The 26885-nt window shown below is 69.4% G+C and carries 19 protein-coding genes; 11 read left to right on the top strand and 8 right to left on the bottom strand.

Going from position 1 to position 26885, the window contains the following annotated elements:
• Nucleotides 1–238: 238 nt before the first annotated feature.
• From mdoH to KL771_RS00360, 8 genes are all read right to left on the bottom strand, one after another.
• Nucleotides 239–2479, bottom strand: a complete 2241-nt coding sequence (gene mdoH, locus KL771_RS00395) for a glucans biosynthesis glucosyltransferase MdoH (RefSeq protein ID WP_261966598.1) — start codon at nucleotides 2477–2479, stop codon at nucleotides 239–241.
• 23 nt (nucleotides 2480–2502) lie between these two features.
• Nucleotides 2503–4089 carry a glucan biosynthesis protein gene (locus KL771_RS00390; protein WP_261966597.1) on the bottom strand — a complete coding sequence of 529 codons (1587 nt, stop codon included), beginning with the start codon at nucleotides 4087–4089 and terminating at the stop codon, nucleotides 2503–2505.
• A gap of 258 nt (nucleotides 4090–4347) precedes the next feature.
• Nucleotides 4348–5370, bottom strand: coding sequence for an ABC transporter substrate-binding protein (locus KL771_RS00385; protein ID WP_261966596.1), 1023 nt, complete (start codon nucleotides 5368–5370; stop codon nucleotides 4348–4350).
• A gap of 46 nt (nucleotides 5371–5416) precedes the next feature.
• The gene (locus KL771_RS00380; RefSeq protein ID WP_261966595.1) at nucleotides 5417–6205 is read right to left on the bottom strand and encodes an ABC transporter permease; all 789 of its coding nucleotides are present in this window, start codon (nucleotides 6203–6205) and stop codon (nucleotides 5417–5419) included.
• Nucleotides 6202–7035 (bottom strand): ABC transporter ATP-binding protein, encoded by an 834-nt coding sequence (locus tag KL771_RS00375; protein ID WP_261966594.1) that lies wholly within the window; start codon nucleotides 7033–7035, stop codon nucleotides 6202–6204. The genes KL771_RS00380 and KL771_RS00375 overlap by 4 nt, the downstream gene beginning before the upstream one ends.
• Before the next feature lie 250 nt (nucleotides 7036–7285).
• Nucleotides 7286–7969, bottom strand: coding sequence for a DUF1345 domain-containing protein (locus KL771_RS00370; protein ID WP_261966593.1), 684 nt, complete (start codon nucleotides 7967–7969; stop codon nucleotides 7286–7288).
• A 140-nt stretch (nucleotides 7970–8109) separates the two neighbouring features.
• On the bottom strand, nucleotides 8110–8565 hold the full coding sequence (locus tag KL771_RS00365; RefSeq protein ID WP_261967066.1) for a MarR family winged helix-turn-helix transcriptional regulator: 456 nt from the start codon (nucleotides 8563–8565) through the stop codon (nucleotides 8110–8112).
• 219 nt (nucleotides 8566–8784) lie between these two features.
• Nucleotides 8785–9951 (bottom strand): ABC transporter substrate-binding protein, encoded by a 1167-nt coding sequence (locus KL771_RS00360; protein WP_261966592.1) that lies wholly within the window; start codon nucleotides 9949–9951, stop codon nucleotides 8785–8787.
• Nucleotides 9952–10337: 386 nt separating this feature from the next.
• Between KL771_RS00360 and KL771_RS00355 the strand changes: the two genes are divergently transcribed.
• From KL771_RS00355 to KL771_RS00305, 11 genes are all read left to right on the top strand, one after another.
• Nucleotides 10338–11396, top strand: coding sequence for a branched-chain amino acid ABC transporter permease (locus KL771_RS00355; protein ID WP_261966591.1), 1059 nt, complete (start codon nucleotides 10338–10340; stop codon nucleotides 11394–11396).
• Complete coding sequence (locus KL771_RS00350; RefSeq protein ID WP_261966590.1) at nucleotides 11393–13159, top strand: branched-chain amino acid ABC transporter ATP-binding protein/permease; 1767 nt, start codon at nucleotides 11393–11395, stop codon at nucleotides 13157–13159. Before KL771_RS00355 ends, KL771_RS00350 begins: the two co-directional genes overlap by 4 nt.
• On the top strand, nucleotides 13156–13878 hold the full coding sequence (locus KL771_RS00345; RefSeq protein WP_261966589.1) for an ABC transporter ATP-binding protein: 723 nt from the start codon (nucleotides 13156–13158) through the stop codon (nucleotides 13876–13878). The genes KL771_RS00350 and KL771_RS00345 overlap by 4 nt, the downstream gene beginning before the upstream one ends.
• A complete protein-coding gene (locus tag KL771_RS00340) occupies nucleotides 13875–15050 on the top strand; it encodes a thiolase family protein (protein WP_261966588.1) in 1176 nt (391 codons plus the stop codon). Before KL771_RS00345 ends, KL771_RS00340 begins: the two co-directional genes overlap by 4 nt.
• Nucleotides 15051–16249: 1199 nt before the next feature.
• The gene (locus KL771_RS00335; protein WP_315901465.1) at nucleotides 16250–17488 is read left to right on the top strand and encodes an SDR family NAD(P)-dependent oxidoreductase; all 1239 of its coding nucleotides are present in this window, start codon (nucleotides 16250–16252) and stop codon (nucleotides 17486–17488) included.
• Complete coding sequence (locus tag KL771_RS00330; protein WP_261966586.1) at nucleotides 17485–18279, top strand: cyclase family protein; 795 nt, start codon at nucleotides 17485–17487, stop codon at nucleotides 18277–18279. The genes KL771_RS00335 and KL771_RS00330 overlap by 4 nt, the downstream gene beginning before the upstream one ends.
• A complete protein-coding gene (locus tag KL771_RS00325) occupies nucleotides 18276–19910 on the top strand; it encodes an ATP-dependent acyl-CoA ligase (RefSeq protein ID WP_261966585.1) in 1635 nt (544 codons plus the stop codon). The genes KL771_RS00330 and KL771_RS00325 overlap by 4 nt, the downstream gene beginning before the upstream one ends.
• 53 nt (nucleotides 19911–19963) lie before the next feature.
• Nucleotides 19964–20701 carry an SDR family NAD(P)-dependent oxidoreductase gene (locus tag KL771_RS00320; RefSeq protein ID WP_261966584.1) on the top strand — a complete coding sequence of 246 codons (738 nt, stop codon included), beginning with the start codon at nucleotides 19964–19966 and terminating at the stop codon, nucleotides 20699–20701.
• Between the two features lie 789 nt (nucleotides 20702–21490).
• Nucleotides 21491–23647, top strand: coding sequence for an indolepyruvate ferredoxin oxidoreductase subunit alpha (locus KL771_RS00315; protein WP_261966583.1), 2157 nt, complete (start codon nucleotides 21491–21493; stop codon nucleotides 23645–23647).
• Between the two features lie 658 nt (nucleotides 23648–24305).
• Nucleotides 24306–25889: an indolepyruvate oxidoreductase subunit beta family protein gene (locus tag KL771_RS00310; RefSeq protein WP_261966582.1), complete on the top strand. Its 1584-nt coding sequence runs from the start codon at nucleotides 24306–24308 to the stop codon at nucleotides 25887–25889.
• Nucleotides 25889–26854, top strand: a complete 966-nt coding sequence (locus KL771_RS00305) for a PDR/VanB family oxidoreductase (protein ID WP_261966581.1) — start codon at nucleotides 25889–25891, stop codon at nucleotides 26852–26854. The genes KL771_RS00310 and KL771_RS00305 overlap by 1 nt, the downstream gene beginning before the upstream one ends.
• Nucleotides 26855–26885 lie beyond the last annotated feature (31 nt).

Here is a 26885-nt window from a genome sequence, read left to right as displayed (position 1 = left end):
GACCTGACCGCAATGACGGCGGGGCGATCGCGATGCGGTCGCCCCGTTTTGCATTCCGGTGTCATTGTGGGAGGGGCCGCGCGCCGGGTTCGTCGCGACGAAGACCCGTCGGCGAGGCGTGCGAAAGGTGCCCTTGGGCTGATGGCCTTGCGGGGCTTCAGTCGCGCTGTCGGGGTGAAGGATCTCCCGACTGGTCGCAGCCCGCGAGGAGATCCACCGTCTTTTGGGCTTGCTGCGACTACTCGCCCGCCGGGACCACGGTCGGGCGGATGTCGGCGGCGTCGCGCAGGCGTTCGAGATGGGTCAGCAGGACCGGGTCGGTCAGGACCGCCATCCGCTCCTTCGGGGTCAGCCAGCGCAGGGCCTCCTCGACCGAGACCGCTTCGCGGATCTTGGCCTCCGCCATGACCGGATCCAGTTCCGGCTTGCCGCGCTCGCGCAGCGGCGGCGGCAGCAGCAGATGCTCGTGCAGTTCGCGCATGCGCCGGTCGGACACGACCAGCGTCAGGCCGTCCTCGACCTCCGGCAGTTCGGCGACCGCCTCGGCCTCCCGGGCGGCCGCTGCCGAGATCACCGCCGGGGTCTCTGTCTCCTCGGGGATCAACAGCAGGCGGGCACGGCGCAAGGTCAGGCCGAGTTCCATCGAACCGCTGGCCCAGGAGATCGGAACCGCCAGCACGAGGCCGACCAGGGTGGGCGCCATCCAGGCCAGAATGGCCGGCGAGATCGCATAGGCGGCAAGGCCCATCACCAGCCCGATGGCGATATGCTGCCAGTGGTGGCGGAACACTTCGGAGACCGCGATGCCGCCGTCGTCGCGACGCTGGGTCTTCCAGCCGGAATCGCGCCCCGACAGGATCTCGATCACGTGCCGGCTCTGGATCAGCATCATCACCGGCGCGACCATGGCCGAGAGCAGCGTCTCGACGAACAGACTGCCGACGATGGCGAGGCCGCCGCCGGCCTTGCGCCGGATTTCCGGGCGCATCAGCGTCTCGATCGTGCCGAGCACCTTGGGCAGCATCAGAACGCCCATGGTGATGATGAAGAGCTGCAGCGCGCGCTCGGAATCGAAGCGCGGCCAGGCCGGGAACAGCGAGAAGTCCTTGGAGAAATATTCTGGCCGGATGAAGCGTGCCTGCAGGGCGAGGGCGAGGCCGGTCAGAAGCAGCATCAGCCAGATCGGTGAGGCCAGATAGCTCATGATGCCGGTCGCGAAATGGATGCGCGACGGCCAGGCGATGCCGCGGGCGACGACCAGCGGCGTGTGCTGGATGTTGCCCTGCGCCCAGCGCCGGTCGCGCGAGGCCACGTCGAGCAGCGACGGCGGACTTTCCTCGTAGGAGCCGCCGAGCCAGGTGACCATGTAGACCGCCCAGCCGGACCGCCGGATCAGCGCCGCCTCGACGAAATCATGGCTCATGACATGGCCGCCGAACGGCTTGCGGCCCTTGAGATCCGGCAGGCCGCAGGCCTCCGCGAAGGCGCGGGTGCGGATGATGGCGTTGTGGCCCCAGTAGTTGCCGTCGCGCCCGGTCCAGGTGGCGAGGCCGCGGGCGATCAGGGGACCATAGATGCGGCCGGCGAACTGCTGCAGGCGGGCGAACAGCGTGTTGCGGTTCACGATCAGCGGCAGGGTCTGGATGATGCCCGCGCGCGGGTCGTCCTCCATCATCTGCGCCAGCGTGGCGATGGTCTCGCCTTCCATCAGGCTGTCGGCGTCGAGCACCAGCATGTGGTCGTAGCGACCGCCCCAGCGGGTGACGAAATCGCCGACATTGCCGGCCTTGCGCGCGGTGTTCTTGTGCCGCCGCCGGTACCAGACCTGCATCACGCCGGCCAGCCGGTGGCGCAGGCGCATGAAGGCGACCTCCTCCTCGATCCAGGCGGTCGAATCGGTGGTGTCGGACAGGATGAAGATTTCGAAATGGGCGCCCTGGCCGGTCGCGGCGACCGAATGCGCCATCGCCTCCAGCGCCGAGACGGTGCGGGCCGGGCTCTCGTTATAGACCGGCATGACCAGCGCGGTGCGCGACTTGAGCGGCCGCGGCACGGGGCGCGGCGTGCGCCGCTCCACGATGCCGGCGATGAAGCCGACCACGCCGCTCGCCGCCGACAGGGCGATCCACGAGAAGGTGACGCCGAACAGCACGACCAGCGGCCATTCCAGGCCGACGATGCCGCCGGCCTTGACGACGCCGACCATCTCGCCGATGCCGAAGGCCGACAGCGCGATGGCGCCGCCGAAAACCGCGACGCGGGCGAGCAGCGTGCGGGCGTCCGTACGCCGGTCAACCACGGTCGGCCGCGGCCCGTCCCAGCGCCAGAAGGATTGCACCGGCATCGGGATGCGGCTTTCCGGCGGGACCGAGGGAATGAAGCCGCCGAGGCTGCCGATCTCGCCGGTGGCGGAAGGGCCGGCAGGAAGCGGCGGCTCCGCAAGATCAAATCCGGTCTCGGCGGCAAGGCTGTCGGTCACGTCGATCGTATCCGTGGTCGGGGTCAGGCGGTCCAGCGGTAGAGCCAGGTTTCGCTGACGGGTTTGGAACCGTCGTTGAGAAGCACGCGCAATTCCACCAGCGGGGCATTGCGCGGATCGAGTTCGAACAGGACTCGATAACCGCCCCGGACGGGATTCGGTTTCAAGACGAGATTGACGATCCGCCCGGCCGAGGAGGTCGCTTCGGCCTTGACGGCTCCGGCCGGCGGCATCTTGCCCTCGAAGTCGATCAGGAAGCGGCGGAAAGCCGGATTCGAGCCCTGGCCCGACCGGGTCGCGGCCACGCTGCCGAGCTCCCCGGCCGGCGGCGAGTTGCGGCCGTAGTGGAGCCGGTAGGCGGCCGAGAACTCCTGCTTGGCGGGCAGCTTCTGCTTCGGCCGCCAGTAGCAGATGATGTTCTCGTGGATCTCGCTCTCGGATGGCACCTCGAGCAGCTGCACCGCGCCGGCACCCCAGTCGCCGATCGATTCGACCCAGCAGGACGGCTTCAGATCGTAGCGCGCCTCCAGATCCTCGAACTCGCCGAACTCCTGCCGGCGCTGGACCAGCCCGAAGGCGCGCGGGCTCTGGTCGACGAAGGCGGAGATCTGCAGGTTGCGCGGGTTGGCGAGCGGACGGAACAGGTGCTCGCCGAGGCCGGTCACGATGGCCAAGCCGTCGGAGCCGTGGACCGCGGGGCGCAGGTCGTCGAACCGGGTCCGGCTGGTGCCGTCATAGAGGAACATCGAAGTCAGCGCGCCGATGCCGACATGGTCGAGATCGACGCGCGGGAACAGCGTCAGTTCCACGTCCAGTACCGTCTCGTCGCCGGGCCGCAGGGTGAAGCGGTAGACGCCGGTGCAGGATTTCGAATCGAGGAAGGCGTGGATGACGACCGAGTTGGCGTTGGGCTCGGGCCGCTCGATCCAGAAGCGCTCGAAGAAGGCGAACTCCTCGCCGCGCTCGTCGCCGGTATTGATGGCCAGGCCGCGCGCCGAGACGCCGTAGATCTGGCCGCGGGCGAGCGCGCGGAAGAAGGTCGCGCCCTGGAACATGGCGAACTCTTCCCAGCGATCGGAATTCAGCGGACGCCGAACCTTGAGGCCCGAGAAGGACAGATCGACCTTGTCGTCGGGCGGCTTGACGCTCTGCCCGTAGTCGAACATCTCGCGGTCGAACAGGATTTCGCGCGCCTGGCCCTCGTCGACGACGAAGATGTCGACCGGCTGCTTATAGATGAAGCCGGTATGCAGGAGGCTGACCTGGAAGCCGCGATTCTCGCCGCGCCACAGGAAGCGGTTCAGCTTGAAGCGGATGTCGCGATACTGCTCGTAGGTCAGGTTGGCGAAGCGCTCGGGCAGATCGAACTTCGGTTCCTGATAGGCCTCGCCGGCGCGCTTGCGTGCCTCGTCGAGCAGCATCGCGCGCGAGAACGGCATCGGGTCGCCGGGCGCGGCTTTGGCCTCGCCGATCAGACCGGCGAGCATCCCCGCGAAGCCGATCGCGCTGCCCACGGCGAGCGATTGGCTGAGAAAGCGACGGCGGGCCGGGTCCGGCAGCGAAAGGGCCTCGACCGGGCGGTCGGGGGAGGCGAGGTCGGAAGGATGCATCGGCCTGCGTCTGGTAGGGCCACCGATGTCTCAAGTTTGCGGCGGCGCCGGATGCGAAATCCGGTGGCGCTGGACTGGAGAGCCCGGAGCGGAGAAATCCCCTCGACCATAGCCGAAGAGTTCACGTTTTTCAAAAGCATGCTGATCCGACCGAACGATGGCGGAAGCGGGATCGCATCGCGGCGGAACGCTGTCGCGACCGGAGCCGACCGATGGGCATCGATGCCCGAAACGGCCGCCCCGGTCGCGACAGGACCGTCACTTGACCGTCGCCGCCGCCTTCTCGACGAAGCGCGGGTCGAAGGTCTTCTTCAGGTCGATCTTGGCATCCTTGAAGGCGGCCGGCTCGACCTGCTTCAGGAAGTCGAGCATGCCGGCGGCCGCCTTGTCGGTGACGGTGCCGGTGCGCGAATAGGTCGGCAGGCTGGCCGCGACGGCCTTGATGTAGAGCGCCTTGTCGCCGAGCCAGTATTCCTCCGGCACCGCTGCGGCGACATCCTCGGGCGTCGCCTTCTCCAGCCATTTCAGCGCCTTGTAGAGCGCATTGGTGAGCGCCTGGGTGGTCGCCGGATTGGCCTTCACGAAATCGGCCTTGAGGTAGAGGGTGGCGGCCGGGTTGGTCGAACCGTAGACCGCGATCGTACCGGCCTCGGTCCGGGTATCGACCAGGATGTTGACGATGCCGTCGGCCTCGAGCTTGGAAATGACCGGATCGAGATGGGAGATGGCGTCGACATTGCCGCGCTGCACCGCGGCCACCGCCGAGGCGCCGCCGCCGACGCCGACGATGGCGACCGAATCGGCCGGCACGCCGGCCTTGGCGAGCAGGTAGAGCGCCGTCAGGTGGGTCGAGGAGCCGGGCGCCGTGACGCCGAGCTTCATGCCCTTCAGATCGGCCACCGACTTGATCGGCTTGTCCTTGGCGGCGGCCAGCACGATGCCGGGGAAGCGGCCGAGTTCGAGGACGGCGACCACGTCCTGGCTCTTCTCCTGCATGCGAATCGTATGCTCGTAGGCGCCCGTCACGGCATCGACCGAACCGCCGATCAGCGCCTGCAGCGATTTCGCGCCGCCGCCGAAATCGTTGATGGTCACGTCGAGACCCTGCTCCTTGAAGAAGCCCTTCCGCTCGGCAATGGTCAGCGGCAGATAGTAGAGCAGCGGCTTGCCGCCGACGCCGAGTTCGAGCTTCGCCTTTTCTGGCGCCTGGGCGGCGGCCGGCGCGGCGAGGCCGGCGAGAAGCCCGAGGGCGGCCAGACCGGCCTTGAGAAATTTGTTCATGTCTTATGGTCCTCCCGGAACGGATGTTTGTTGATGCGGCCCGGTCTCAGGCCTGGGCGGCGGCGCTTTGCGGGCGCCAGTGGAGCAGCCGGTTCTCGACCAGCGTGACGACCCAGTCGACCACCAGCACGAAGCCGGCCAGCACGACCATGCCGGCAAAGACCCCCGTCGTGTCGAAGACGCCCTCGGCCTGATGGATCAGGTAGCCGAGCCCGGCCGAGGCACCGAGATATTCGCCGACCACGGCGCCAACCAGCGCGAAGCCGACGGAGGTGTGCAGCGACGAGAACATCCAGGACAGCGCCGACGGCCAGTAGACGTGGCGGAACAGCTGGCGCTCGTTCATGCCCATCATGCGCGCATTGGCCAGCACGACCGGGCTGACCTCCTTGACGCCCTGATAGACGTTGAAGAACACGATGAAGAAGACCAGCGTCACGCCGAGCGCCACCTTGGACCAGATGCCGAGGCCGAGCCAGAGCATGAAGATCGGCGCCAGCACGACGCGGGGCAGCGCGTTGACCATCTTCAGATAGGGGTCGAACACCGCCGCGGCGAGCGGCTTGCGGGCGAACCAGAAGCCTATGGCGATGCCGCCCGCCGCCCCGATCGCGAAGGCCAGGACGGTTTCGAGCAGCGTTACATAGAGATGGCCCCAGATCTTGCCACTCGCGAACATCTGTACGACCCGGCTGGCCACATCGAGCGGGGTCGAGAAGAAGAATTTCGGCAGCAGCGTGTAGCCGAAGATCGGAATGGTGGCGCCGACATGCCAGATCAGGAGCAGAACGACGCCGACCAGGATCTGCAGCGACAGGAGACCCGCCCGGCTCATGCTTCCTCCCCGTAGGTCTTGATCACCTCGGCCCGGAGCTGCCCCCAGATGGCCTTGTGGATGTCGTGGAAACGCGGATGAGTGCGGATGTCGGCCGCATCGCGCGGGCGGGCGAGGTCGATGCGATGGTCGCCGATGATGCGCGCCTCCGGGCCGGCCGACATGATCAGCACCCGGTCGGACAGCGCGATCGCCTCTTCGAGATCGTGCGTCACGAACAGGACCGCCTTGCGGTCGCCGGCCCAGAGGTCGAGCAGCAGGCTGCCCATGATCTGCCGCGTCTGGGCGTCGAGAGGGCCGAAGGGCTCGTCCATCAGCAGGATCTTCGGCTGGCGGATCAGCACCTGGGCGAGGCCGACACGCTTCCGCTGTCCGCCGGAAAGCTGGTGCGGATGGCGATCGAGGAAGCGGGCGAGCCCGACGCGCCCGAGCCAGTCGCGCGCCGCGCCGAGCGCATCCTCCCGACCGACGCCCTTGATCTCCAGCGCGATGGCGACGTTGTCGAGGGCCGTCTTCCAGGGCATGACGGCGTCCTGCTGGAAGAGATAGCCGGCCTCCGCATTCAGCCCCGCCAACGGCTGGCCGAACACCTCCACCTTGCCGGCAGCCGGCTTCAGGAGACCCGCCACGGCATTGAGCAGGGTCGACTTGCCGCAACCCGTCGGCCCGACGATGGCGACGAATTCGCCGTCGGCTACCGCGAGCGAGGTCGGCGCCACGGCCTTGTAGGGCGGGCGACCCTTGATGCGGAATTCGATGGCGATATCGGTCAGACGGACCGCGCTTGCCGTCGAGCCTTGCGCCGGCTTCAGCGGGATCACGGTCGCCATGCTGTCCTCCCCCTCGAACCGGCTGCCCGGTCGCATCGCCCGATCCCGCGTCCGTTCCCTCGCACCGGTCGGTGCCCTCGGGCTCGGCGCCGGGTTCTCGCAGTGCCGCCGATGCGGCGACCCTCCCGCCGCCGGCTCCATGTTTATGCGATGTTCGACCCGGCCAGAAGCCCCGAAAACGCGGCCCGCCGCATGCGTTGCGGACGCGCCGGTGCCGGGCACGGCCCCGGCAGCCGTCGGAGAGGCGCGGTCAGAACAGGCCGGCGCCGATATTGATCGTCAGTGCCAGGATCGTGGTGTTGAACAGGAAGGCGAGGACGCAGTGCAGCAGTCCGATCCGGCGCATCCGGTTGGACGTCATGGCGATGTCGGCGGTCTGGCCGGAGGTTCCGATGACGAAGGAGAAATACATGAAGTCCCAGTAGTCCGGATCGCCGCCGCCGGGAATGTCGAGGCCAGGATTGCGACAATCGAGATACTGCAGGAAATACTCGTTGGCGTAGTGCAGTGCGAACGTCGTGTGGATGAACAGCCAGGCGGTGATGATCGTGTAGCCCGCGGCGAGAATGTGCAGGCCGCGATAGGCCGGCCCGATATCCTTCACGGTGGCGAGTTCCACGACGATCGCGGCAAGACTGGCGACCGCGGCCAGGATCGACAGGAACAGGGCCGCGACGGCGCCGTCGTCCTGCAGCCGGGCGCGGATGCGCATGCGGTCCGGTGTCGCCTTGAGCATCATCGACCAGGCGAGCCCGAGGTAGAGCGTCGTCGCCACGTCCCAGGCGATGATCAGGCAGGTGGTCAGCCGCAACGTGCTGAGAAGGACGAGCGCGGCGACCAGGACGAGCCCGACCAGCGCGGACGCCAGAAGCCGCGGACGAAGTCGGAAATGGCGAACGAAGCGGGCGTGGATCAGTCTTTTCGCTGTCGCCACGGCTTTCGGTGTCGTCACGGATCAAGCCCGCCTTCGAAAAAAGCCACGGCCCGAAGCCACCGTCCGGGCCTCCCGGCGAGACGCGGTCTGCGCCCGCCGACGGGCGACTTTACGACATTAGCCCGGCGGGCGAAGCCGAATCACGGACTTTCCGGCCGCTGGTCGAGCTTTTGCTGATTGCGTACGAGCTTGTGCAGCGTCACCACGAAGGCCTGATACTCGTCTTCGTCGATGCCCTCGAAAAGGTCCGAGAAGTGCCCGTACATGGTCGGCCAGAAGCGCTGAAAGGTCGCGCTGCCCTCGTCGGTCAGCATGACCTCGCGCACGCGCAGATCGTCCTCGCGGGTGCGGCGGCGAATGAGGCCCTGATCCTCGAGCGAATCGAGCGTGCGGCTCATGGTCGACTGCTCGATCACGGTGAACAGCGACAATTCGTTGATGGTCAGCCCGGGCGCGATCGACAGCACCGCAAGCGTGCGCATCTTCGCGGTGGTCAGGTCGTAGTCCTTGAGGGCTTCCTGGAGATCGACGTTCCAGCGTGCCATCACCCGGTTCAAGAGATAGGGCGCGAACTGGTTGAGGCCGATCTCGCCCATGGTCGGGATCGTCTCGGTCCCGGCGCGGCTGCGGATGGCGCTGCCGAACCGGCCGCGGGTGATGCTGCGGGCTGCGGAGGACTCGTCGGTCACGGTCGCGAACCTCGGAAGGGACGGCGGCCCGCCGATCCGGCGGAAAACCGGACGGGCGGGCCGATGGCGATGGATCAGCGCGTATCCCGGAGACGCCGCGGCTGCAAGCCCCGGCGTCGGACATGCCTACTTGATCAGCTTCCAGGCGCCCTTCTCGAGCTTGACCAGGACGCGCGAACGCTCGTCCGTGCCGTAGCGCTCATCGGGCTTGAAGTTGTAGACGGCGTGGGTGCCGACCAGTTCCTTGGTGCTGACGATCGCATCGCGCAACGCGACGCGATATTCGGGCGTGCCGGGCTGGGCGGTCTTCAGCGCGCGCTTGGCGGCATCGACGAAGATCAGCCAGCCGTCGAACGAATAGGCCGAGAAGGCATTCGGGGTCGCGGTCGGCACGGCCTTGGCGAGCGCGGCCTTGTATTCGGCGCCGACCTTCTTGATCGGATTGTCGTCCGGCAGCTGCTCGGAGACCACGACCGGGCCGGTCGGGGCGATCAGGCCTTCGACCGAGGCCGCGCCGACGCGGACGAAATCGGGGTTGATCAGGGCGTGGGTGCCGTAGATCGGGCCCTTATAGCCGCGCTCGGCGAGCGCGAGATAGGGCAGGGCGCCCGGCGTGCCCGAGCCGCCGGTGATGACGGCGTCCGGCCGCGAGGCGACGACCTTGAGGGCCTGCGCGGTCACCGATGTATCGGCGCGCGCATAGCGCTCGTTGGTGGTCACCTTGATGCCGGCGGGTTCGGCCGTCGCGGTCAGCGCGTTGTAGACGAGGTCGCCCCAGGCGTCGGAAAAGCCGATGAAGCCGACCGACTTGATGCCCGACTTCTTCATCTCCGCCACGACGGCCGAGACCATCAGCGGCGCGGGCTGCGGCACGGTGACCATCCAGGCGCCGTCCGAGCCAGGCAGGTTGGCATTGGCGATGACGATGATCGGCGTCTTGGTCTCGCGCGAGACCGCCGCCATGGCGAGCGAACCGGGCGCGCCGGCCGTGCCGATCAGCACGTCGACCTTGTCCTCTTCGATCAGCTTGCGCGCATTCTTCGCGGCGGTCGAAGGATCGGAGGCGTCGTCGAGCGCGATCAGGGTGATCTTGTTGCCGTCGATCTCGGAGACATGGGCGTAGCCGGCCTTGATGCCGTGATCGTACGGGATGCCGATCGAGGAGACCGGGCCGGACAGCGAGGTGACGAAGCCGATCTTGATGTCGGCGGCTTCGGCCGCCGAAACCGAGGCGGCCAGCGCGGCCGCGCCGGTCATCACGCAGCCGGTCAGGGCAAAGAGGAATTTCCGCATCGGGACCTCCAACTTGCAGGCCGCTTGTCATCGGGCGGAACGGTTCGCGGCGGGGACAAGGCCGGTTCGGACCGGCCTCGGGGATCGCTCGAACTTGCCTCTTGCCTGCCCGACAATTTCATACATAAAATATTTAAGGCTGCAATAGTCGATCGCCCGAGGCGCCCGCGCTGCGGGCTGTCCCCGAGCGCGGCCGACCCGGGAAATGTCGGACATATCGCGATTTCTCTGCGATCTTCGCCGTCGATCCCGCGCCCCGTCGGCGTCCGGAGGGACCGTGTCGTGAACCGTCTCGTTCCATGCATTCGCAAAGATCGATGCCGGCGCACATCCGGCGGGCGGTCGTTCGCGATCCCCCGGCCCGCATCCTACGGGAGGTCGGCGCCATGACGCCAGACATCGCCCTGATCCTGACCGTCGACGGCCTCGCCAACGGCGCGATCTATCTCCTGGCCGGGCTCGGCCTGGTGCTGATCTTCTCCGTCACCCGGGTGGTCTTCGTGCCGTTCGGCGACATCGCCGCCTTCACGGCACTGACGCTCGCCGCGTTCCAGATGCAGCGCGTGCCCGGCACGATCGGGCTGGTCGCGGTTCTGGCCGCCGTCGCCTCGCTGATGGAGCTCGGCGCCGCGATCAGGCGGCGCTCGGCTGACGGGCTGGCTCAACGCATCGCCGGCTACGGCCTCCTGCCCTTGATCCCCTGCGCCCTGGCCTGGCTGATCGCCGCACGGGACGTTCCGGAGATCGTGCGCATCCCCGTCGCGCTCGGGCTGGCGCTGCCGATGGGGCCGCTGCTCGACCGGATCGCCTTCCGGCCGATCGCCGACGCCTCCGTCCTGGTGCTGCTGATCGTCGCCATCGCGCTGCACTTCGCGATCGCCGGGCTCGGCCTCCTGTTCTTCGGACCGGAGGGTTTCCGCACGACGGCGCTGGTCGACGGCATCTTCGAGCTGCCGGGCGGGCTGGTGATCACCGGCCAGCTGATCCTGATGATGGCTTCGGCGGTGCTGCTGGCGGTCTTGTTTTTCCTGTTCTTCGAGCGCTCGCTGATCGGCAAGGCGCTCCGGGCAACTGCCGTCAACCGCACCGGCGCGCGCCTCGTCGGCATCCGACCGGAGCGGACCGGCGTCACCGCCTATCTGATCGCCTCGGCGCTGGCCGGCATCTCCGGCATCCTGATCGGGCCGAGCACGACGATCTACTACGACTCGGGCTTTCTGATCGGCCTCAAGGCCTTCGTCGGCGCGATCATCGGCGGCCTCGTCTCCTATCCGGTGACCGCGCTCGGCGCGCTGTTCGTCGGCGTCATGGAGAGCTTCGCCTCCTTCTTCTCCAGCGCCATGAAGGAGGTGGTGGTGTTCAGCCTGCTGATCCCCGTGCTCCTGTGGCGCTCGCTGGCGCTCGCCCATGGCGGCGACGAGGAACATGAGGAGCTCGACGGATGAATGCCGCCCTGCGCCCGTTCGGCATCCTGCTCGCCGCCGGTCTGCTCGCCGCCGCCCCAGCCGTGCTGTCGACCTTCGCGGTCACGCTGATGAACTATATCGGCATCGGCGCGCTGGTCGCGGTCGGGCTGGTGCTGTTGACCGGCATCGGCGGGCTGACCTCCTTCGGCCAGGCCGCCTTCGTCGGCGTCGCCGCCTATTCGACCGCCTGGGCGACCACGGCCGGCGGCGTCTCGCCCTGGCTCGGTCTGCCCTTCGCGCTCTTCACGACCGGCCTCGCTGCCCTCCTGATCGGCGCCGTCACGCTGCGGCTCGGCGGCCATTTCCTGCCGCTCTCGACCATCGCCTGGGGCATCTCGATCTTCTATCTGTTCGGTAATTTCGAAGCGCTGGGCAGCCATACCGGGCTCTCCGGGATTCCGCCGGTCAGCATCGGCGCGATCGCGCTGATCGACAGCCGCGCCGTCTACTGGCTGATCTGGGCCGCGGTCGGGGCCGGCGCGCTGTTCGGCGCCAACCTGCTCGACAGCCGGCAAGGCCGGGCCGTGCGCGCCTTGCGCGGCGGCCCCGTCCTGATGGCCAGCGTCGGCATCGATCCGTTCCGGACCCGGCTGGTGATCTTCCTGATCGCCGCCCTCTATGCCGGGCTCGCCGGCTGGCTCTACGCCCATATGAGCCGCTTCGTCAGCCCGGCGCCGTTCGAGATTAAGCCGTCGATCGAATATCTCCTGATGGCGCTGGTCGGCGGCGCCTCGCATATCGTCGGCGCGCTGGTCGGGGCGGGGCTGGTGACCCTGCTCAAGAACTGGCTGCAGGACGTGCTGCCGCATGTCACCAGCAACGCCGCGCAATACGAGCAGATCGCCTTCGCGGTGATCCTGATCGTGATCATGCACCATGCCCGCGGCGGCCTGGTGCCGATGCTGACGCGCTTCCTGCCCCGCGTCCGCCGGTCCGCTCCGGTCGGGGCCGATCCGCTGCCGCGCCGAACGCTGCCCGAGCGCGGCCAGACCGTGCTCCGCGTCGATCAGGCGGTCCGGCGCTTCGGCGGCCTCGTCGCCGTCGACAAGGTCTCGTTCGAGCTCAGGGCCGGCGAGATCCTGGGGCTGATCGGCCCGAACGGCGCCGGCAAGAGCACCATGTTCAACCTCCTGACCGGCGCCCTGCGTGCCTCTTCCGGCCGGATCGAATTTCTCGGCCAGGACATCACGCGCATGCCGCAACGCCGGATCGCCGCTCTCGGCGTCGCCCGCACCTTCCAGCACGTCAAGCTGCGCCCGGCCATGACGCTGGTCGAGAATGTCATGCTCGGCGCCCACCTGCGCACCGGGGCCGGCTGGCTGTCCGGCGGTCTGCGGCTCGACCGCGCCGAGGAGGCCCGTGCCCGCGCCGATGCCTATGCGCAACTCGCCCGCGTCGGGCTTGCCGACAAGGCCGAGGATCTCGCCGGCAACCTGCCGCTCGGCCAGCAGCGCATCCTCGAAGTCGCCCGCGCGCTCGCCGCCGATCCGGTCATGATCGTGCTCGACGAACCCGCCGCGGGTCTGCGCCGCAAGGAGAAGGAGGCGCTGGCTGCGCTGCTCTCCGATCTGCGCCGCGAGGGCCTCGCCATCCTGGTCGTGGAGCACGACATGGACTTCGTCATGGGCCTGGTCGACCGGCTGGTCGTGATGGTCTTCGGCGCCCGCATCGCCGAGGGCGAGCCGGCCGCGATCCGTCGCAATCCGGATGTCCAGGCCGCCTATCTCGGAGGTGTGGCATGAGCGCCATGCTGGAGGTCGCCGACCTGCATGTCGGCTACGGCAAGGTCGAGGCGGTGCGCGGCGTGTCGCTGACGCTCGACAAGGGCCGCATCGTGACCGTGATCGGGCCGAACGGGGCCGGCAAGACGACCCTGCTCGGCGCCGCCATGGGCCTGCTGCCGTCGCGCGGCGTGCTGCGCTTCGAGGGCGCCGACCTGCACGAACTCGGCGTCGAGGATCGCGTCGAGCGCGGTTTCTGCCTGGTGCCGGAGCGGCGCGAACTGTTCGGCGAGATGACGGTCGGCGACAACCTGATCCTCGGCGCCTATTCGCGCCGCAAGGACGGCGCCTTCGTGAAGTCCGCGCTCGACGGCGTCTTCGACCGCTTCCCGCGCCTCGCGGAGCGACGGCGCCAGCGGGCCGACACGCTCTCGGGCGGCGAGCGGCAGATGCTCGCCATCGGCCGGGCGCTGATGGCCGGGCCGCGGCTGCTCCTGCTCGACGAACCGAGCCTCGGCCTCGCGCCGCTGATCGTGCGCGACATCCTGCGCATCGTCGCCACCCTGCGCGATGCCGGCGTCTCGATCCTGCTGGTCGAACAGAATGCCCGGGCGGCGCTGGAGACGGCGGATTACGGCTACGTCCTGGAGACCGGCGAGATCGCGCTGCACGGCGCGGCGTCGGACCTGCTCAACGATCCTCGTGTCATGGCGACCTATCTGGGCGGAGCCACCGAATGAGCGGAACCCGCGAGAGCCGGGGCTATCAGGGCGTGGCCGTCGCCGTGCCGGTGACGGTGCCCTATGTGCGCTATTCGATCCGCTCGGCGCACTGGTTCCTCGGCCGGGCGCTGCGGCTCCTGTGCGAGGGCGCCGGCATCACCAAGGACGCCATCGACGGGCTGTGTGTGGCGAGCTTCTCGCTCGCCCCCGACACCGCCGTCGGCCTCGCCCAGCATTTGGGCGTCAGCCCGCGCTGGCTCGACCATATCCCGATGGGCGGGGCGGCCGGCATCGTCTCGCTGCGCCGGGCGGCGCGCGCTGTCGAGGCGGGGGACGCCGAGATCGTCGCCTGCCTGTCCGGCGACACCAACCATGTCGACAGCTTCCGGCAGAACACGTCGAGCTTCAGCCGCTTCGCGGTCGACGCGGTCTACCCTTATGCGGCCGGCGGGCCGAACATGAGCTTCGCCTTCCTGACCCAGTACTACATGCGCACATACGGCGCCGAGCCGGCCGATTTCGGCCGCCTGTGCGTGGCGCAGCGCGCGAATGCGCTGAAGAACCCGCTCGCCCTGTTCAAGAAGCCGCTGACGCTCGACGACTATCTCGCCTCTCGCCCGATCGCCGACCCGATCCGCCTGTTCGATTGCGTCATGCCCTGCGCCGGCGCCGAGGCCTTCCTGGTCATGAGCGAGGACCGGGCGCGGAGCCTCGGCCTGCCCTATGCCCGGGCCCTGTCGGCGGTCGAGCGCCACAACGCCTTCCCGTCCGATCCGATCCAGATCCGCGGCGGCTGGGTCTTGGAGCGCGACCGGCTCTACGGCCGCGCCGGCCTCGGCCCGGAAGAGATCGACCTCGTCGAGGTCTATGACGACTATCCGGTGATCAGCCTGATGCAGATCGAGGATCTCGGTTTCTGCGCCAAGGGCGAGGGGCCGGCCTTCGTCCGCGCCCACGGCTTCGAGGTCGAGGGCTCGTTTCCGCTGAACACCTCCGGCGGCCAGCTCTCGGTCGGCCAGGCCGGCGCGGCGGGCGGCTCGCTCGGGCTCGTCGAGGCGGTCCGGCAGTTGACCGGCCGCCCGCTCGGCGCACAGGTCCCCAACGCCCGCCACGCGCTCGTCTCCGGCTTCGGCATGATCAATTTCGACCGCGGCCTGTGCACTGGCGCCGCCATCCTGGCCGCGGCCTGAGGGGAGGGCATCATGGTCATCCCGCACCGCATTCCCGGTGGGTCTTCAGGCGGCACAGATCTTTTCGGGGGTTCTGCCCGCATCTCACAACGCATTCCCGGCCGCGGCGCAGCGGAGAGCCGGGACCCACTCGCCTCGCAGCGGGCGATCGGGACCGAGTGGAAACCGCAGGTCCCCTGCCGGCCGCACAGCGAGTGGGTCCCGGATCGGCGGCGTTTGCGCGCCTTGTCCGGGAATGCGCCGCGGGATCGCGGATGGATGGCCGGCACCGAGCGTTTCGGAGGTTCTGCCCCCATCTCGCATCGCATTCCCGGGCGCAGCGCAGCGGAGAGCCGGGACCCACGCGCCTCGCAGCGGGCGATCGGGACAGAGAGCAAGCCGCTGATCCCCTCCGGGCCGCGGATCGAGTGGGTCCCGGATCGGCGGCGCTCACGCGCCTTGTCCGGGAATGCGCCGCTGGATGGTGGATGGGTCGGGGGCATCGAGCTTTTCGCGGGTTCTGCCCGCATCTCACAACGCATTCCCGGCCGCAGCGTAGCGGAGAGCCGGGACCCACTCGCCTCGCAGCGGGCGATCGGGATCGAGTTGGAACCCCGGATCCCCACCAGGCCGCTGCGCCATTGGGTCCCGGATCGGCGGCGCTTGCGCGCCTTGTCCGGGAATGCGCCGCGGGATGGTGGATGGGTTGGGGGCATCGAGCTTTTCGCGGGTTCTGCCCGCATCTCACAACGCATTCCCGGCCGAAGCGCAGCGGAGAGCCGGGACCTACTCTCATCGCAGCGGGCGATCGGGACCGAGTGGAAACCGCAAATCCCCTGCCGGCCGCAGAGCGAGTGGGTCCCGGATCGGCGGCGCTCGCGCGCCTTGTCCGGGAATGCGCCGCGGGATCGCGGATGGATGGCCGGCACCGAGCGTTTCGTGGGTTCAGCCCCGATCTCGCACCGCATTCCCGGCCGCAGCGTAGCGGAGAGCCGGGACCCACTCGCCTCGACGCGGGCGATCGGGACCGGGAGGAAACCGCAAATCCCCTGCCGGCCGCAGAGCGAGTGGGTCCCGGATCGGCGGCGCTTGCGCGCCCTGTCCGGGAATGCGCCGGGGGATGGTGGATGTGTCGGCGAAGCGCTGCGAAGCGGCCGGTCCGGGGGCATCCCAAGCCACGCGGGCTGTCTCCCAATGTTCCAACGGCAGGGCGGATGACCATGGCCAAGATCACGCGTCCCAAGCGCAAGAATCCGATCCTGCGCAGCCGCGTGCCGACCCTGCCGCCGGATCGGCGCAGCCGGACGGCGCTCGGGCTGGTCCGTGCCGCCGCGCTCGGCCGGTTCGAACTGCAGCATTGCCTGGAATGCGGCGCGGTGCAGTATCCGCCGCGCGACGCTTGCGCGGCCTGCCTGTCCGACCGGCTCGAATGGCGCGAGACCGACCCGAACGGCGACCTGCTCGCCGATACGGTCGTGCACCATTCGCAGGAGCTCTATTTCCGGGAGCGCGCGCCCTGGCGCACCGGGCTGGTCCGGCTCGATGCGGGCGCGACCGTGGTCGTCCACCTGCCGGACGACGCCCCGCGCGCACCGGCCCGCGTCACGCTGTCGGCCATGCTCGACCGGGCCGGCCAGGCCGTGCTGGTCGCCCGCGCTGGCGGGACCGGCACGCCGGCCGACGATCCGAAGCTGCGCGAGCTGACCGCCGACCCGCGCTTCCGCAAATGCCTCGTCACCGACGCCAAGTCGCCGGTCGGCCAGGCTGTGGTCAAGGCGCTGGTCGAGGCCGGGGCCGACATCGTCTGGGCCGGCCAGTGCGAGCCCTGGAAGGATCCGCCCGGCTGGGCGGCGACGCGCGCGCTGCCGGGCGTCACGGAGGTGCCGCTCGACGTGACCGACAGCCGCTCGGTCGATGAACTGGCTGGCGAGATCGGCTTCAAGGTCGACATCGTCGTCAACACCGCCGGCTACCACCGCATCCACTCGCTGTTCGGCCGCGCCGGCGTGGAGACCGCGCAGGCGGAGATGGAGGTCAACGCCTTCGGGCTGTTGCGTCTCGCCAAGGCCTTCGGCCCGGTGATGCGCGCGCGCGGCGCCGACGGACAGTCGAGCGCGGTTGCCTGGGTCAATCTCCTGTCCATCTACGCGATCGCCAATTTTCCCGAGGAGGCGACCTATTCGGCCTCGATGGCGGCCGGGCTCTCCTATGCCCAGGCGCTCAGGGCAGAACTGCGCCGCGGCGGCGTGCGCGTCGTCAACGTGTTCCCCGGTCCGATCGACGACGAATGGAACCAGCAGATCCTGCCGCCGAAGCTCGCCCCGGCCGCGGTCGCCAACGCCATCCTGGGGGCGCTGCGCGGCTCGGTCGAGGATGTCTATCCCGGTGACGTGGCGCAGGAATGGCTCGCACGCCTGCGCGACAACCCCAAGGCGCTCGAACGGGAACTCGGCCGATGACCGCCGTCCTGACTGACCTCCTCGCCGCGCTCGGCACCGGCGCCCTGCGTATCGTCGACCTGACCCATACGCTGGCGCCGGATTTCCCCAACATCACGCTGCCGCCGGAAGTCGGCCAAAGCCGGCCGTTCCGGATGGAGGAGGTTTCCCGCTACGACGAGCGCGGCGGCGCCTGGTACTGGAACAATCTCTCCTTCGGCGAGCATACCGGCACGCATTTCGATGCGCCGGTACATTGGGTCTCCGGCCGCGACCGGCCGAACGGCTCCTGCGACACGATCCCGGTCGGCGACTTCATCGCCCCGGCCTGCGTGATCGACTGCGTCGCCGACTCCGCCCGCGACGCCGACTTCCTGCTCACCCGCGGCTTCCTGGAGGCCTGGGAAGCCGAGCATGGCCGCATCCCGGCGGGAAGCTGGGTGCTGATGCGCACCGACTGGTCGAAGAAGACCGATCCAGTCGCCTACCAGAATTTCGACGCGATCGGCCAGCACACGCCCGGCCCCGACCCGGACTGCGTGCGCTTCCTGGTCGAGGAGCGCGACGTGATCGGCTTCGGCACCGAGACGATCGGCACCGATGCCGGCCAGGCGGCGCATTTCCTGCCGCCTTATCCGTGCCACTACTACATGCACGGCGCCGGCAAATACGGCCTGCAATGCCTCGCCAACCTCGACCTGCTGCCGCCGACCGGGGCGGTGCTGATCGCCGCGCCGCTGAAGATCCTGCAGGGCAGCGGTAGCCCGCTGCGCGTGCTCGCCCTGGTGCCCACCGCCGGACAGCGCGCATGAGCGCCCGCCTGATCCTGCCGCCGGCGGCCCGCACGCTGCCGCGGATGCTGCTCGCCGCCGCCGACCGGGCACCCGACCGGCCGCTCTTCGCCGTCGGCGAGACCCGCTGGAGCGTCGCGCAGGCCGTTGCGGCGGTCTCGGGCCGCGCCGGAGCGCTCGCCGCCGCCGGCATTCAGCGCGGCGACCGGGTCGCGGTCCTGTCGGCGAGCCGGGCAGAGCTGATGGAGCTGGTGCTCGCCTGCGGCTGGCTCGGGGCGATCGCGGTGCCGATCAACACCGCCGCGATGGGGCCGCAGATCGGCTACTATCTGCGCAATGCCGGTGCCGCGCTTCTGGTCGCCGAGGCCGAATTCCTGGCCCGGCTCGATCATGCCGGCCCCGAACCGCTGCCGATGCTTACCATCTGGTGCCTCGGCGAGCCGCCGGCCGGGTCCATCGCCGGCGTGCCGGTCGAGCCCTGGCCGGAGCGCGCCGACCCCGTCGCCGCCGCCGATCTCGGCCCCGGCGACAGCTTCGCCATCCTCTATACTTCCGGCACGACCGGCCCCTCCAAGGGCGTCATGTGCCCGCACGCGCAATATTACTGGTGGGGCCACAACACCGCCGACCTGCTCGAGATCGGCCCCGACGACGGGCTCGCCACCACGCTGCCGCTGTTCCACATCAACGCGCTCAACACCTTCGCCCAGGCGCTGGTCACCGGCGCGCGCATGCATCTGGAGCCGCGCTTCTCCGCCTCCGGCTTCTGGCCGGCCATGGTGGCGGCCGGCGCGACGCGGGTCTACCTGCTCGGCGCCATGGTGCCGATCCTGATGTCGCGCCCGGAGACGCCGGAGGAACGCGCCCACGGCGTCACGGTCGGCCTCGGCCCGGGCGTGCCGGCGGCCATGATCGAGGCCTTCCGCGTACGCACCGGCGTGCGCCTCCTCGAAGGTTATGGCTCGACCGAGACCAATTTCGTTATCGGCGCCCCGGCTTCCGGCCAGAAGCCGGGCAGCATCGGCCGCGTCCGCCCCGGCTTCGAGGCGCGCGTGGTCGACGGCGAGGACAATGCCCTGCCGGACGGCACGCCCGGCGAACTGGTGCTGCGCGCCGACGCACCCTTCGCCTTCGCGACGGGCTATTTCGGCATGCCGGAGAAGACCGTGGAGGCGTGGCGGAACCTCTGGTTCCACACCGGCGACCGCGTCATCCGCGACGAGGACGGCCATTTCCGCTTCGTCGACCGGCTGAAGGATTCCATCCGCCGGCGCGGCGAGAACATCTCCTCGCACGAGGTCGAGCAGGTGCTGCTGTCGCATCCGGCGATCGAGACCGCGGCGGTCTTCCCCGTCGGCTCCGATCTGGCCGAGGACGAGGTGATGGCCGCGATCGTGCCCAAGGCGGGAGCAAGCCTGACGCCGGCCGATCTGGTCGCCTTCTGCGGCCCGCGCCTGCCGCGCTTTGCCGTGCCGCGCTATATCGACATCGTCGCCGACCTGCCGCGCACCGAGAACGGCAAGGTGCAGAAGTTCAAGCTGCGCGAACGCGGCGTCGGGCCCGGCACCTGGGACCGCGAGCGCGTCGCGGCACAATCCTCCGGAGCGTCCGCCTCCGCGAACACCGGCGCTCAGCCCGGATCCGGCGCATGAGCGGCCCGGCGGCTGGGCAGGGGAGCAGCGACGAGGCTCGTTCCGGCGGTCCGTTGTCCGGGCGCACGGCCTTCGTCACCGGTGCGGCGCAAGGCCTTGGCCTCGCCATCGCCCACGGTCTCGCCGAGGCCGGCGCCGCCGTCGCGCTGGCCGACATTTCACCGGCCGTCATCGCGGCCGCCGAGGGGCTGGTGGCCGCCGGACACGAGACGATCGGCGCCGTTCTCGACGTGACCGACGAGGACGCCTTCCGGGTTTGCTTCGATCGGGCGGTCGCCCGCTTCGGGGCCATCGACGTGATGGTCAACAATGCCGCGGTCACGGCGACCGGGACGATCTGGGACGTGGCCGCGGCAGACTGGGACCGGGTCCTGGCCGTCAACCTGCGCGGCTGTCTCAACGGCTGCCGGCTGGCCGGCGCCCATATGCGGGCGCGCGGCTTCGGCCGGATCGTCAATCTCGGCTCCTATGCCGGCCACCGCGTCAGCCCCGCGACCGGCCCGCACTATGCCGTCTCCAAGGCCGGCATCGAGCAATTGACCCGCATCTTCGCCCTCGATCTCGCCCCCGCCGGCGTCACCGTCAACTGCGTCGCCCCCTCGGCCATCGACGGCCCCGCCGCCGCCGCGCTGCCGCCCGAGCGGCTCGCCGCGATCCGAGCCCGCATCCCGGTCGGCCGCCTTGGGCGCGACGCGGAAGTCGCCGCCCTGATCGTCCACCTCGCCTCCGACGCCGCCGGCTACACCACCGGCCAGGTCATCGACCTCGACGGGGGCAGGGGCCTCGCCTGAAGGTCCGGTGGGCCTGACGGTCGGGACGAATGGTCGACACATCTGAAGGCGCGCTTGGGTTCAGTTCACCGGCTTTACCGCCGCGCGCCCCCGTCTGTCTGTCTTTCGCACTGCCCTCGCGACCTCCCCTTCGCCCCCTGAAGGGGGGAGAAGGTGCCCGAAGGGCGGATGAGGGGGACGGTCTCGCGGTCAATAAGATCGATCGACGACCGGACTGCGGGTCTCGCGCCTGTTGCAGCATCGCCCCCCTCATCCCGCCTTCGGCGACCTTCTCCCCCCTCAGGGGGAGAAGGGGAAGGGGCCGCGGGATCGGACTGGGCTGTTTCTGTGATCCAACAGCAGGTTACCGGACCTGCAGATGGATTGTCGACCGTGCCGCCCGGATGAATGGTTGACAGTGCTGCAAGGCCGCCTGGGTCTGGCGCGCCGCTGTTCCCGCCTCGCGATCCCCCGGCAGTCCGCCCCTCACGCCGACTTCGCGACATTCCCTTTTCCCGCCTGATGGGAAAAGTTGGGAATAGCCGGTTGATGGATTGTGCATAAGTGCCCGCGACTCTCCGGCTTCTTCGCCTTCCTCCCGGGGCCGAGAAGAAGAAACAGACCGGAACCGGCGGGAGATGGCGACCGATTGCGCGGTGCGGCTGGGACGATCGATCGCCCCGATACCGGCCCGCCGGGACGCGTCCGGCCTGTAGCCGGCGCAGGAGGCAGGCGGTTGCCGGTGGCCGTCGCCCTTTGACATTACTTCAGCCTTGAAATATGGTTTTGCAAGGAACGTGGAGTCCCATCATGGCGGAACGATCCTTTGCCCGGGAAGTCGAGGACCTGAAGCTCGCCGATGGCGAGGTGTTCCGGGGCGAGGGCATCCTCGCCATCACCAAGGCGCTTCTGCAATGCGGCGTCGGCTATGTGGCCGGCTATCAGGGCTCGCCGATCTCGCACCTGATGGACGTGCTCGCCGATGCCGAGCCGATCCTGTCCGAACTCGGCGTGCATTTTGAATCGAGCGCCAGCGAGGCCGCCGCCGCCGCGACGCTGTCGGCCTCGGTGATGTATCCGATCCGCGGCGCCGTCACCTGGAAGTCGACCGTCGGCACCAACGTCGCCTCCGACGCGCTGGCCAATCTCGCCTCCGGCGGCGTGACAGGCGGCGCGCTGATCATCGTCGGCGAGGATTACGGCGAAGGCTCCTCGATCATGCAGGAGCGCAGCCACGCCTTCGCGATGAAGTCGCAGATGTGGCTGCTCGATCCGCGCCCGAACCTGCCGTCCATCGTCAAGGCGGTCGAGGACGGCTTCGCGCTGTCGGAAGCGACCAATACGCCGGTCATGCTCGAAGTGCGCATCCGCTGCTGCCACGTCACCGGCAGCTTCGTCGCCAAGGACAACCGACGCCCGGCCTATTCGCTGGCCCAGGCGCTCGAAAACCCGGTCCGCGACACCAGCCGCATCGTGCTGCCGCCCGCCTCCTTCCAGCACGAGAAGGAGAAGGTCGAGAAGCGCTGGCCGGCGGCCATCGAATATATTCGAACGCATAGGCTGAACGAGACCTTCGGCGACGACGGCCGTGCCGAGATCGGCATCGTCATGCAGGGCGGCATGTATAACGGCGTCATCCGCGCGCTGACCCGGCTCGGCCTGGCCGATGTCTGGGGCAATACGCGCGTGCCGCTGCATGTGCTCAACGTCACCTATCCGCTGGTCGACGACGAACTCGTCGCCTTCTGCCGCGGCAAGCGGGCCGTGCTGATGGTGGAGGAGGGCGCCCCGGAATATCTCGAGCAGGCGCTCGCCCACATCCTGCGCAAGGCCGACTGCCCGACCCGTCTGGAGGGCAAGGGCATCTTTCCGATCGCCGGCGAACTGACCGCGACCGTGATGCTCGACGCCATGACGGCCTTCGTCGAGCGCCACGCGCCGGACCTCCTCGGCAACCGGCCGCCGGTGCCGGATGCCCGGCCGATCCTGGCCGACCCGAAGGTCAAGGCGCTCGCCGACGTGGTGCCGCCGCGCCCGGCCGGCTTCTGCACCGGCTGCCCGGAACGGCCGATCTTCGCCGCCATGAAGCTGGTCGAGAAGGAACTGGGGCCGCACCATGTCGCGGCCGACATCGGCTGCCACCTGTTCTCGATCCTGCCGCCCTTCAATATCGGCGCGACCACGATGGGCTACGGCCTCGGCCCGGCCTCGGCCTCCGCCTTCAACGTGCCGGCGTCAAAACGCTCGATCGCCGTGATGGGCGACGGCGGCTTCTGGCACAACGGGCTGTCCTCGGGTGTCGGCAACGCCGTCTTCAACAAGCAGGACGGCGTCATTCTGATCGTCGACAACCACTATTCGGCCGCGACCGGCGGGCAGGACATCCTGTCGTCGCGCGCCTTCAACCGGTTGCGCGCGACCAACAATTCGATCGTTGCGGCCGTCAAGGGCATCGGCGCCCACTGGGTGCGTCAGATCGATCGCACCTACGATGTCGCCCGCCTGCGCGATACGCTGCGCGAGGCGCTGACCACGGACGAGAAGGGGCCGAAAATCATCGTCGCCTCGTCCGAATGCATGCTGAACAAGCAGCGCCGGATCAAGCCGCTGGTCTCCGCCGCCGTGAAGCGCGGCGAGCGGGTGGTGCGCGAGCGGTTCGGCGTCGACGAGGATGTCTGTACCGGCGACCATGCCTGCATCCGGCTGTCCGGCTGTCCGTCGCTGTCGGTCAAGCATACCGACGATCCCCTGAAGGAGGATCCGGTCGCGGCGATCGACAACAGCTGCGTCGGTTGCGGCAATTGCGGCGAGGTCTCGGAAGCCGCAGTGCTGTGTCCGTCCTTCTATCGTGCCGACATCGTCCAGAACCCGACAGGCTGGGACCGCTTCCTGGCCCGGATCCGCTCGGCCGCCATCGGCTTCCTGCAGCGCCGCCACGCTGCGCGCCGCATCGCCTTCCCGGCCTGACGACGATGCCGGCTCCTTCCGCCCAGACACCGCACTTCGGCCCCGCAAGCCGGTCAAGCGTATCCGCGCGCCCCCGGCTGTCCGCCCCGCACACTCCGCTCTCGCGCCATCCCCTTCTCCCCCTGAGGGGGGAGAAGGTGGCCGAAGGCCGGATGAGGGGGGGTGAGGCCGCAGCATCGCGTGGCCTTTCGGTTCAGCCGGGGTGTCAGGACCGCGGGACATCGGCAGACCGCGGTATCGTCCCCCTCATCCGCCCTTCGGGCCCCTTCTCCCCCCCTGGGGGGAGAAGGGGAAGGGACGTGGGTTTCGAGGGGGGGATGGGGCCTGAAGGCCCAGAGCAAGAGGTATCGGGGCGCCTGAGTTTCTGCCGCAGGTCTCGCTCCGCGCGCCCCCGGCTGTCCGCCCCGCACGCTCCGCTCTCGCGCCATCCCCTTCTCCCCCTGAGGGGGGAGAAGGTGGCCGAAGGCCGGATGAGGGGGTGTGAGGCCGCAGCATCGTTCGGCTTTTCGGTTCAGCCGGGGTTTCAGGACGGCGGGACATCGGCAGACCGCGGTATCGCCCCCCTCATCCGCCCTTCGGGCACCTTCTCCCCCCCTGGGGGGAGAAGGGGAAGGGTTGCGGGTTTCGAGGGCGGATGGCGGGACGGCAGGAGGGACCGATGAGCGTGCTTGAGACGACGAGTCCGGACGGGCGGGGCGGTATCCGGCGCGAGGATCGGCCGTTGGCGGTGGCGATCCTGGCCATGGGCGGGCAGGGCGGCGGGGTGCTGGCCGACTGGATCGTGGCTCTGGCGGAAGGGTCCGGCTGGGTCGCGCAGACCACCTCCGTGCCGGGGGTCGCCCAGCGCACCGGCGCGACGATCTATTATGTCGAGATGATCCGCGCCCGGGACGATGCCAGCCCGGTCCTGTCGCTGATGCCGGCGGCCGGCGATGTCGATGTGGTGCTGGCGGCGGAATGGATGGAAGGCGGACGCGCCATCCTGCGCGGCCTGGTCACGCCCGACCGGACCACCCTGATCGCCTCGACACACCGGTCCTTTGCGGTGGTCGAGAAGGAACGGCCGGGCGACGGCATCGGCGATGCGACGGCGGTTGCGGAAGCGGCCGGCATCGCCACGAAACGCACCATTGCCTTCGACATGGCCGCGCTCGCCGAGGCCAGCGGCTCGGTCGTCTCGGCGAGCCTGTTCGGCGCACTGGCCGGTTCCGGGGCGCTGCCGTTCTCGCGCGAGGCCTTCGAGGGCGCGATCCGCGCCGGCGGCGTCGGGGTCGAGGCGAGCCTGCGCGCCTTCGCGGCCGGCTTCGATCGCGCCGTCAAGGCCGGCAAACCCGACCTGCCGCCCAAGGGACCCGACAAGGCGCTGCCCGAACCGCCCGAACGGGTCGGCCAGCCGGCGCTCGATGCGCTGCTCGTGCGCATCCGGTCGGAGGTACCGCCGGCGGCCCGCGCCATGGCCTATGCGGGCGTGCGCCGGCTGACCGATTGGCAGGATGCGGCCTATGCGGACGCCTATCTGTCCCGGCTGAAGGCCTTCCTGGCCGACATCCCGGCGGCGACGACGCTCGGCTTCGGCGACGCCATCGCGGTCGAGGCGGCGCGCCAGATCGCCGTCGCCATGGCCTATGACGACATGTACCGGGTGGCGGACCTGAAGATCCGCGCGACCCGCTCCGAGCGCGTCCGCCGCGAGGTCGCCGCCCGCGCCGACCAGATCGTGCTGACGACCGAGTTCATGCATCCGCGCATGGAAGAGGTCTGTTCCGCCCTGCCGGCGCGGCTCGGCGCCTGGATCGAAAGCCGCTCCGGCCTGTTCCGGGCGCTCGACCGGATCGTCAACCGCGGCCGCCGCGTGCGCACCGGCACGATCCTCGGCTTCCTGCAGCTCTATGCAGTTGCATCTTTCAAGCGGTTCCGTCTTGGTGCACTGCGGCATGGCCGCGAGATGGCCCATATGGAGGCCTGGCTGGCGCTGGCCGCGCAGCATCTCGCCACCGATCCGGCCCTGGCGCTGGAGGTGCTGAAGTGCCGGCGCCTCGTGAAGGGCTATTCGGACACCCATGCCCGCGGCCTGTCCAAATATGACCGCGTCGCCGCCATGGTGCCGCGGCTCATCGGCCGGGCCGATGCGGCCGACTGGGTGCGGCGGTTGCGCCAGGCGGCGCTGCTCGACGAAGCCGGGACCGCGCTCGACGGCGCCGTGAAGACGATCGAGGCCATGCTGGCGGAGGCCGCGACCTGATGGAGACCCTGTCCCTCACCGTCATCGAGACGCGCAATGCCGCCCCGCGGGTGCGCGACATCCGTCTCGCCCGGCCCGACGGCGGCCCGCTGCCGAGCTGGCAGGCCGGCGCGCATGTCAAGATCCGCCTGCCCGGTGGGGACACGCGCTCCTACAGCTTGGTCAATGCGACCCCCGAGCCCGCCGCCGCGACACGGCCGCATCACTACCGGCTCGGCATCCGCCTGGAGGAGGCCTCGACCGGCGGATCCGCCTACATGCACGGGCTCGTCGCCGGCGACGCCGTGACGGTGGAGCCGCCGCAGAACAATTTCCCGCTGGAACCGGCCGAGGGTCCGGTCACGCTGGTCGCCGGCGGCATCGGGGTCACGCCGATCCTGGCCATGGCGGCCGAACTGGCCGCCGCCAACCATCCGTTCCGCTTCTACTATGCCGGCCGCTCGCGCGCCGATTTCGCCTTCCTGGACGAATGCCGCGCGGTCGCCGGCGACCGGCTGACCGTGCATGCCGACGACGAGGCCGGCGGCTTCTTCGATCTCCGGGGCGTCATGGCGGGGCTCGGCGCGGCCGGACCGCTCTATCTGTGCGGGCCGCTGCCGATGATCGAGGCGGCACGCGACCAGGCCAAGGCGCTCGGCTGGCGCGACGGCCGGCTGCATTTCGAGATCTTCACGGCACCGACCGCCGCCGACGGCGACCAGCCCTTCGAGGTGGTGCTCAAATCGTCCGGCAAGAGCTTCGTCGTGCCGCCGGGCAAGACCATCGTGGATGTGCTGGTCGAGGCCGGCGAGGACCCGATGTTCGATTGCCGGCGCGGCGATTGCGGCATCTGCCAGGTCGGCGTGGTCGAGGGCGTGCCCGATCATCGCGACTTCATCCTGACCGAGAGCGAGCGCGCGGCCGGCACGCTGATGCAGATCTGCATCTCGCGGTCGAAGACGCCGCGACTGGTGATCGATCTTTGATGGCTGATGTCCGTCCGGACCTCGGGGTTCG

The sequence above is a fragment of the Prosthecodimorpha staleyi genome (assembly GCF_018729455.1).
GTDB lineage: Bacteria > Pseudomonadota > Alphaproteobacteria > Rhizobiales > Ancalomicrobiaceae > Prosthecodimorpha > Prosthecodimorpha staleyi.
Note: the sequence above shows the minus strand (reverse complement) of the source record. Positions and strands in the feature narration are given on the sequence as shown.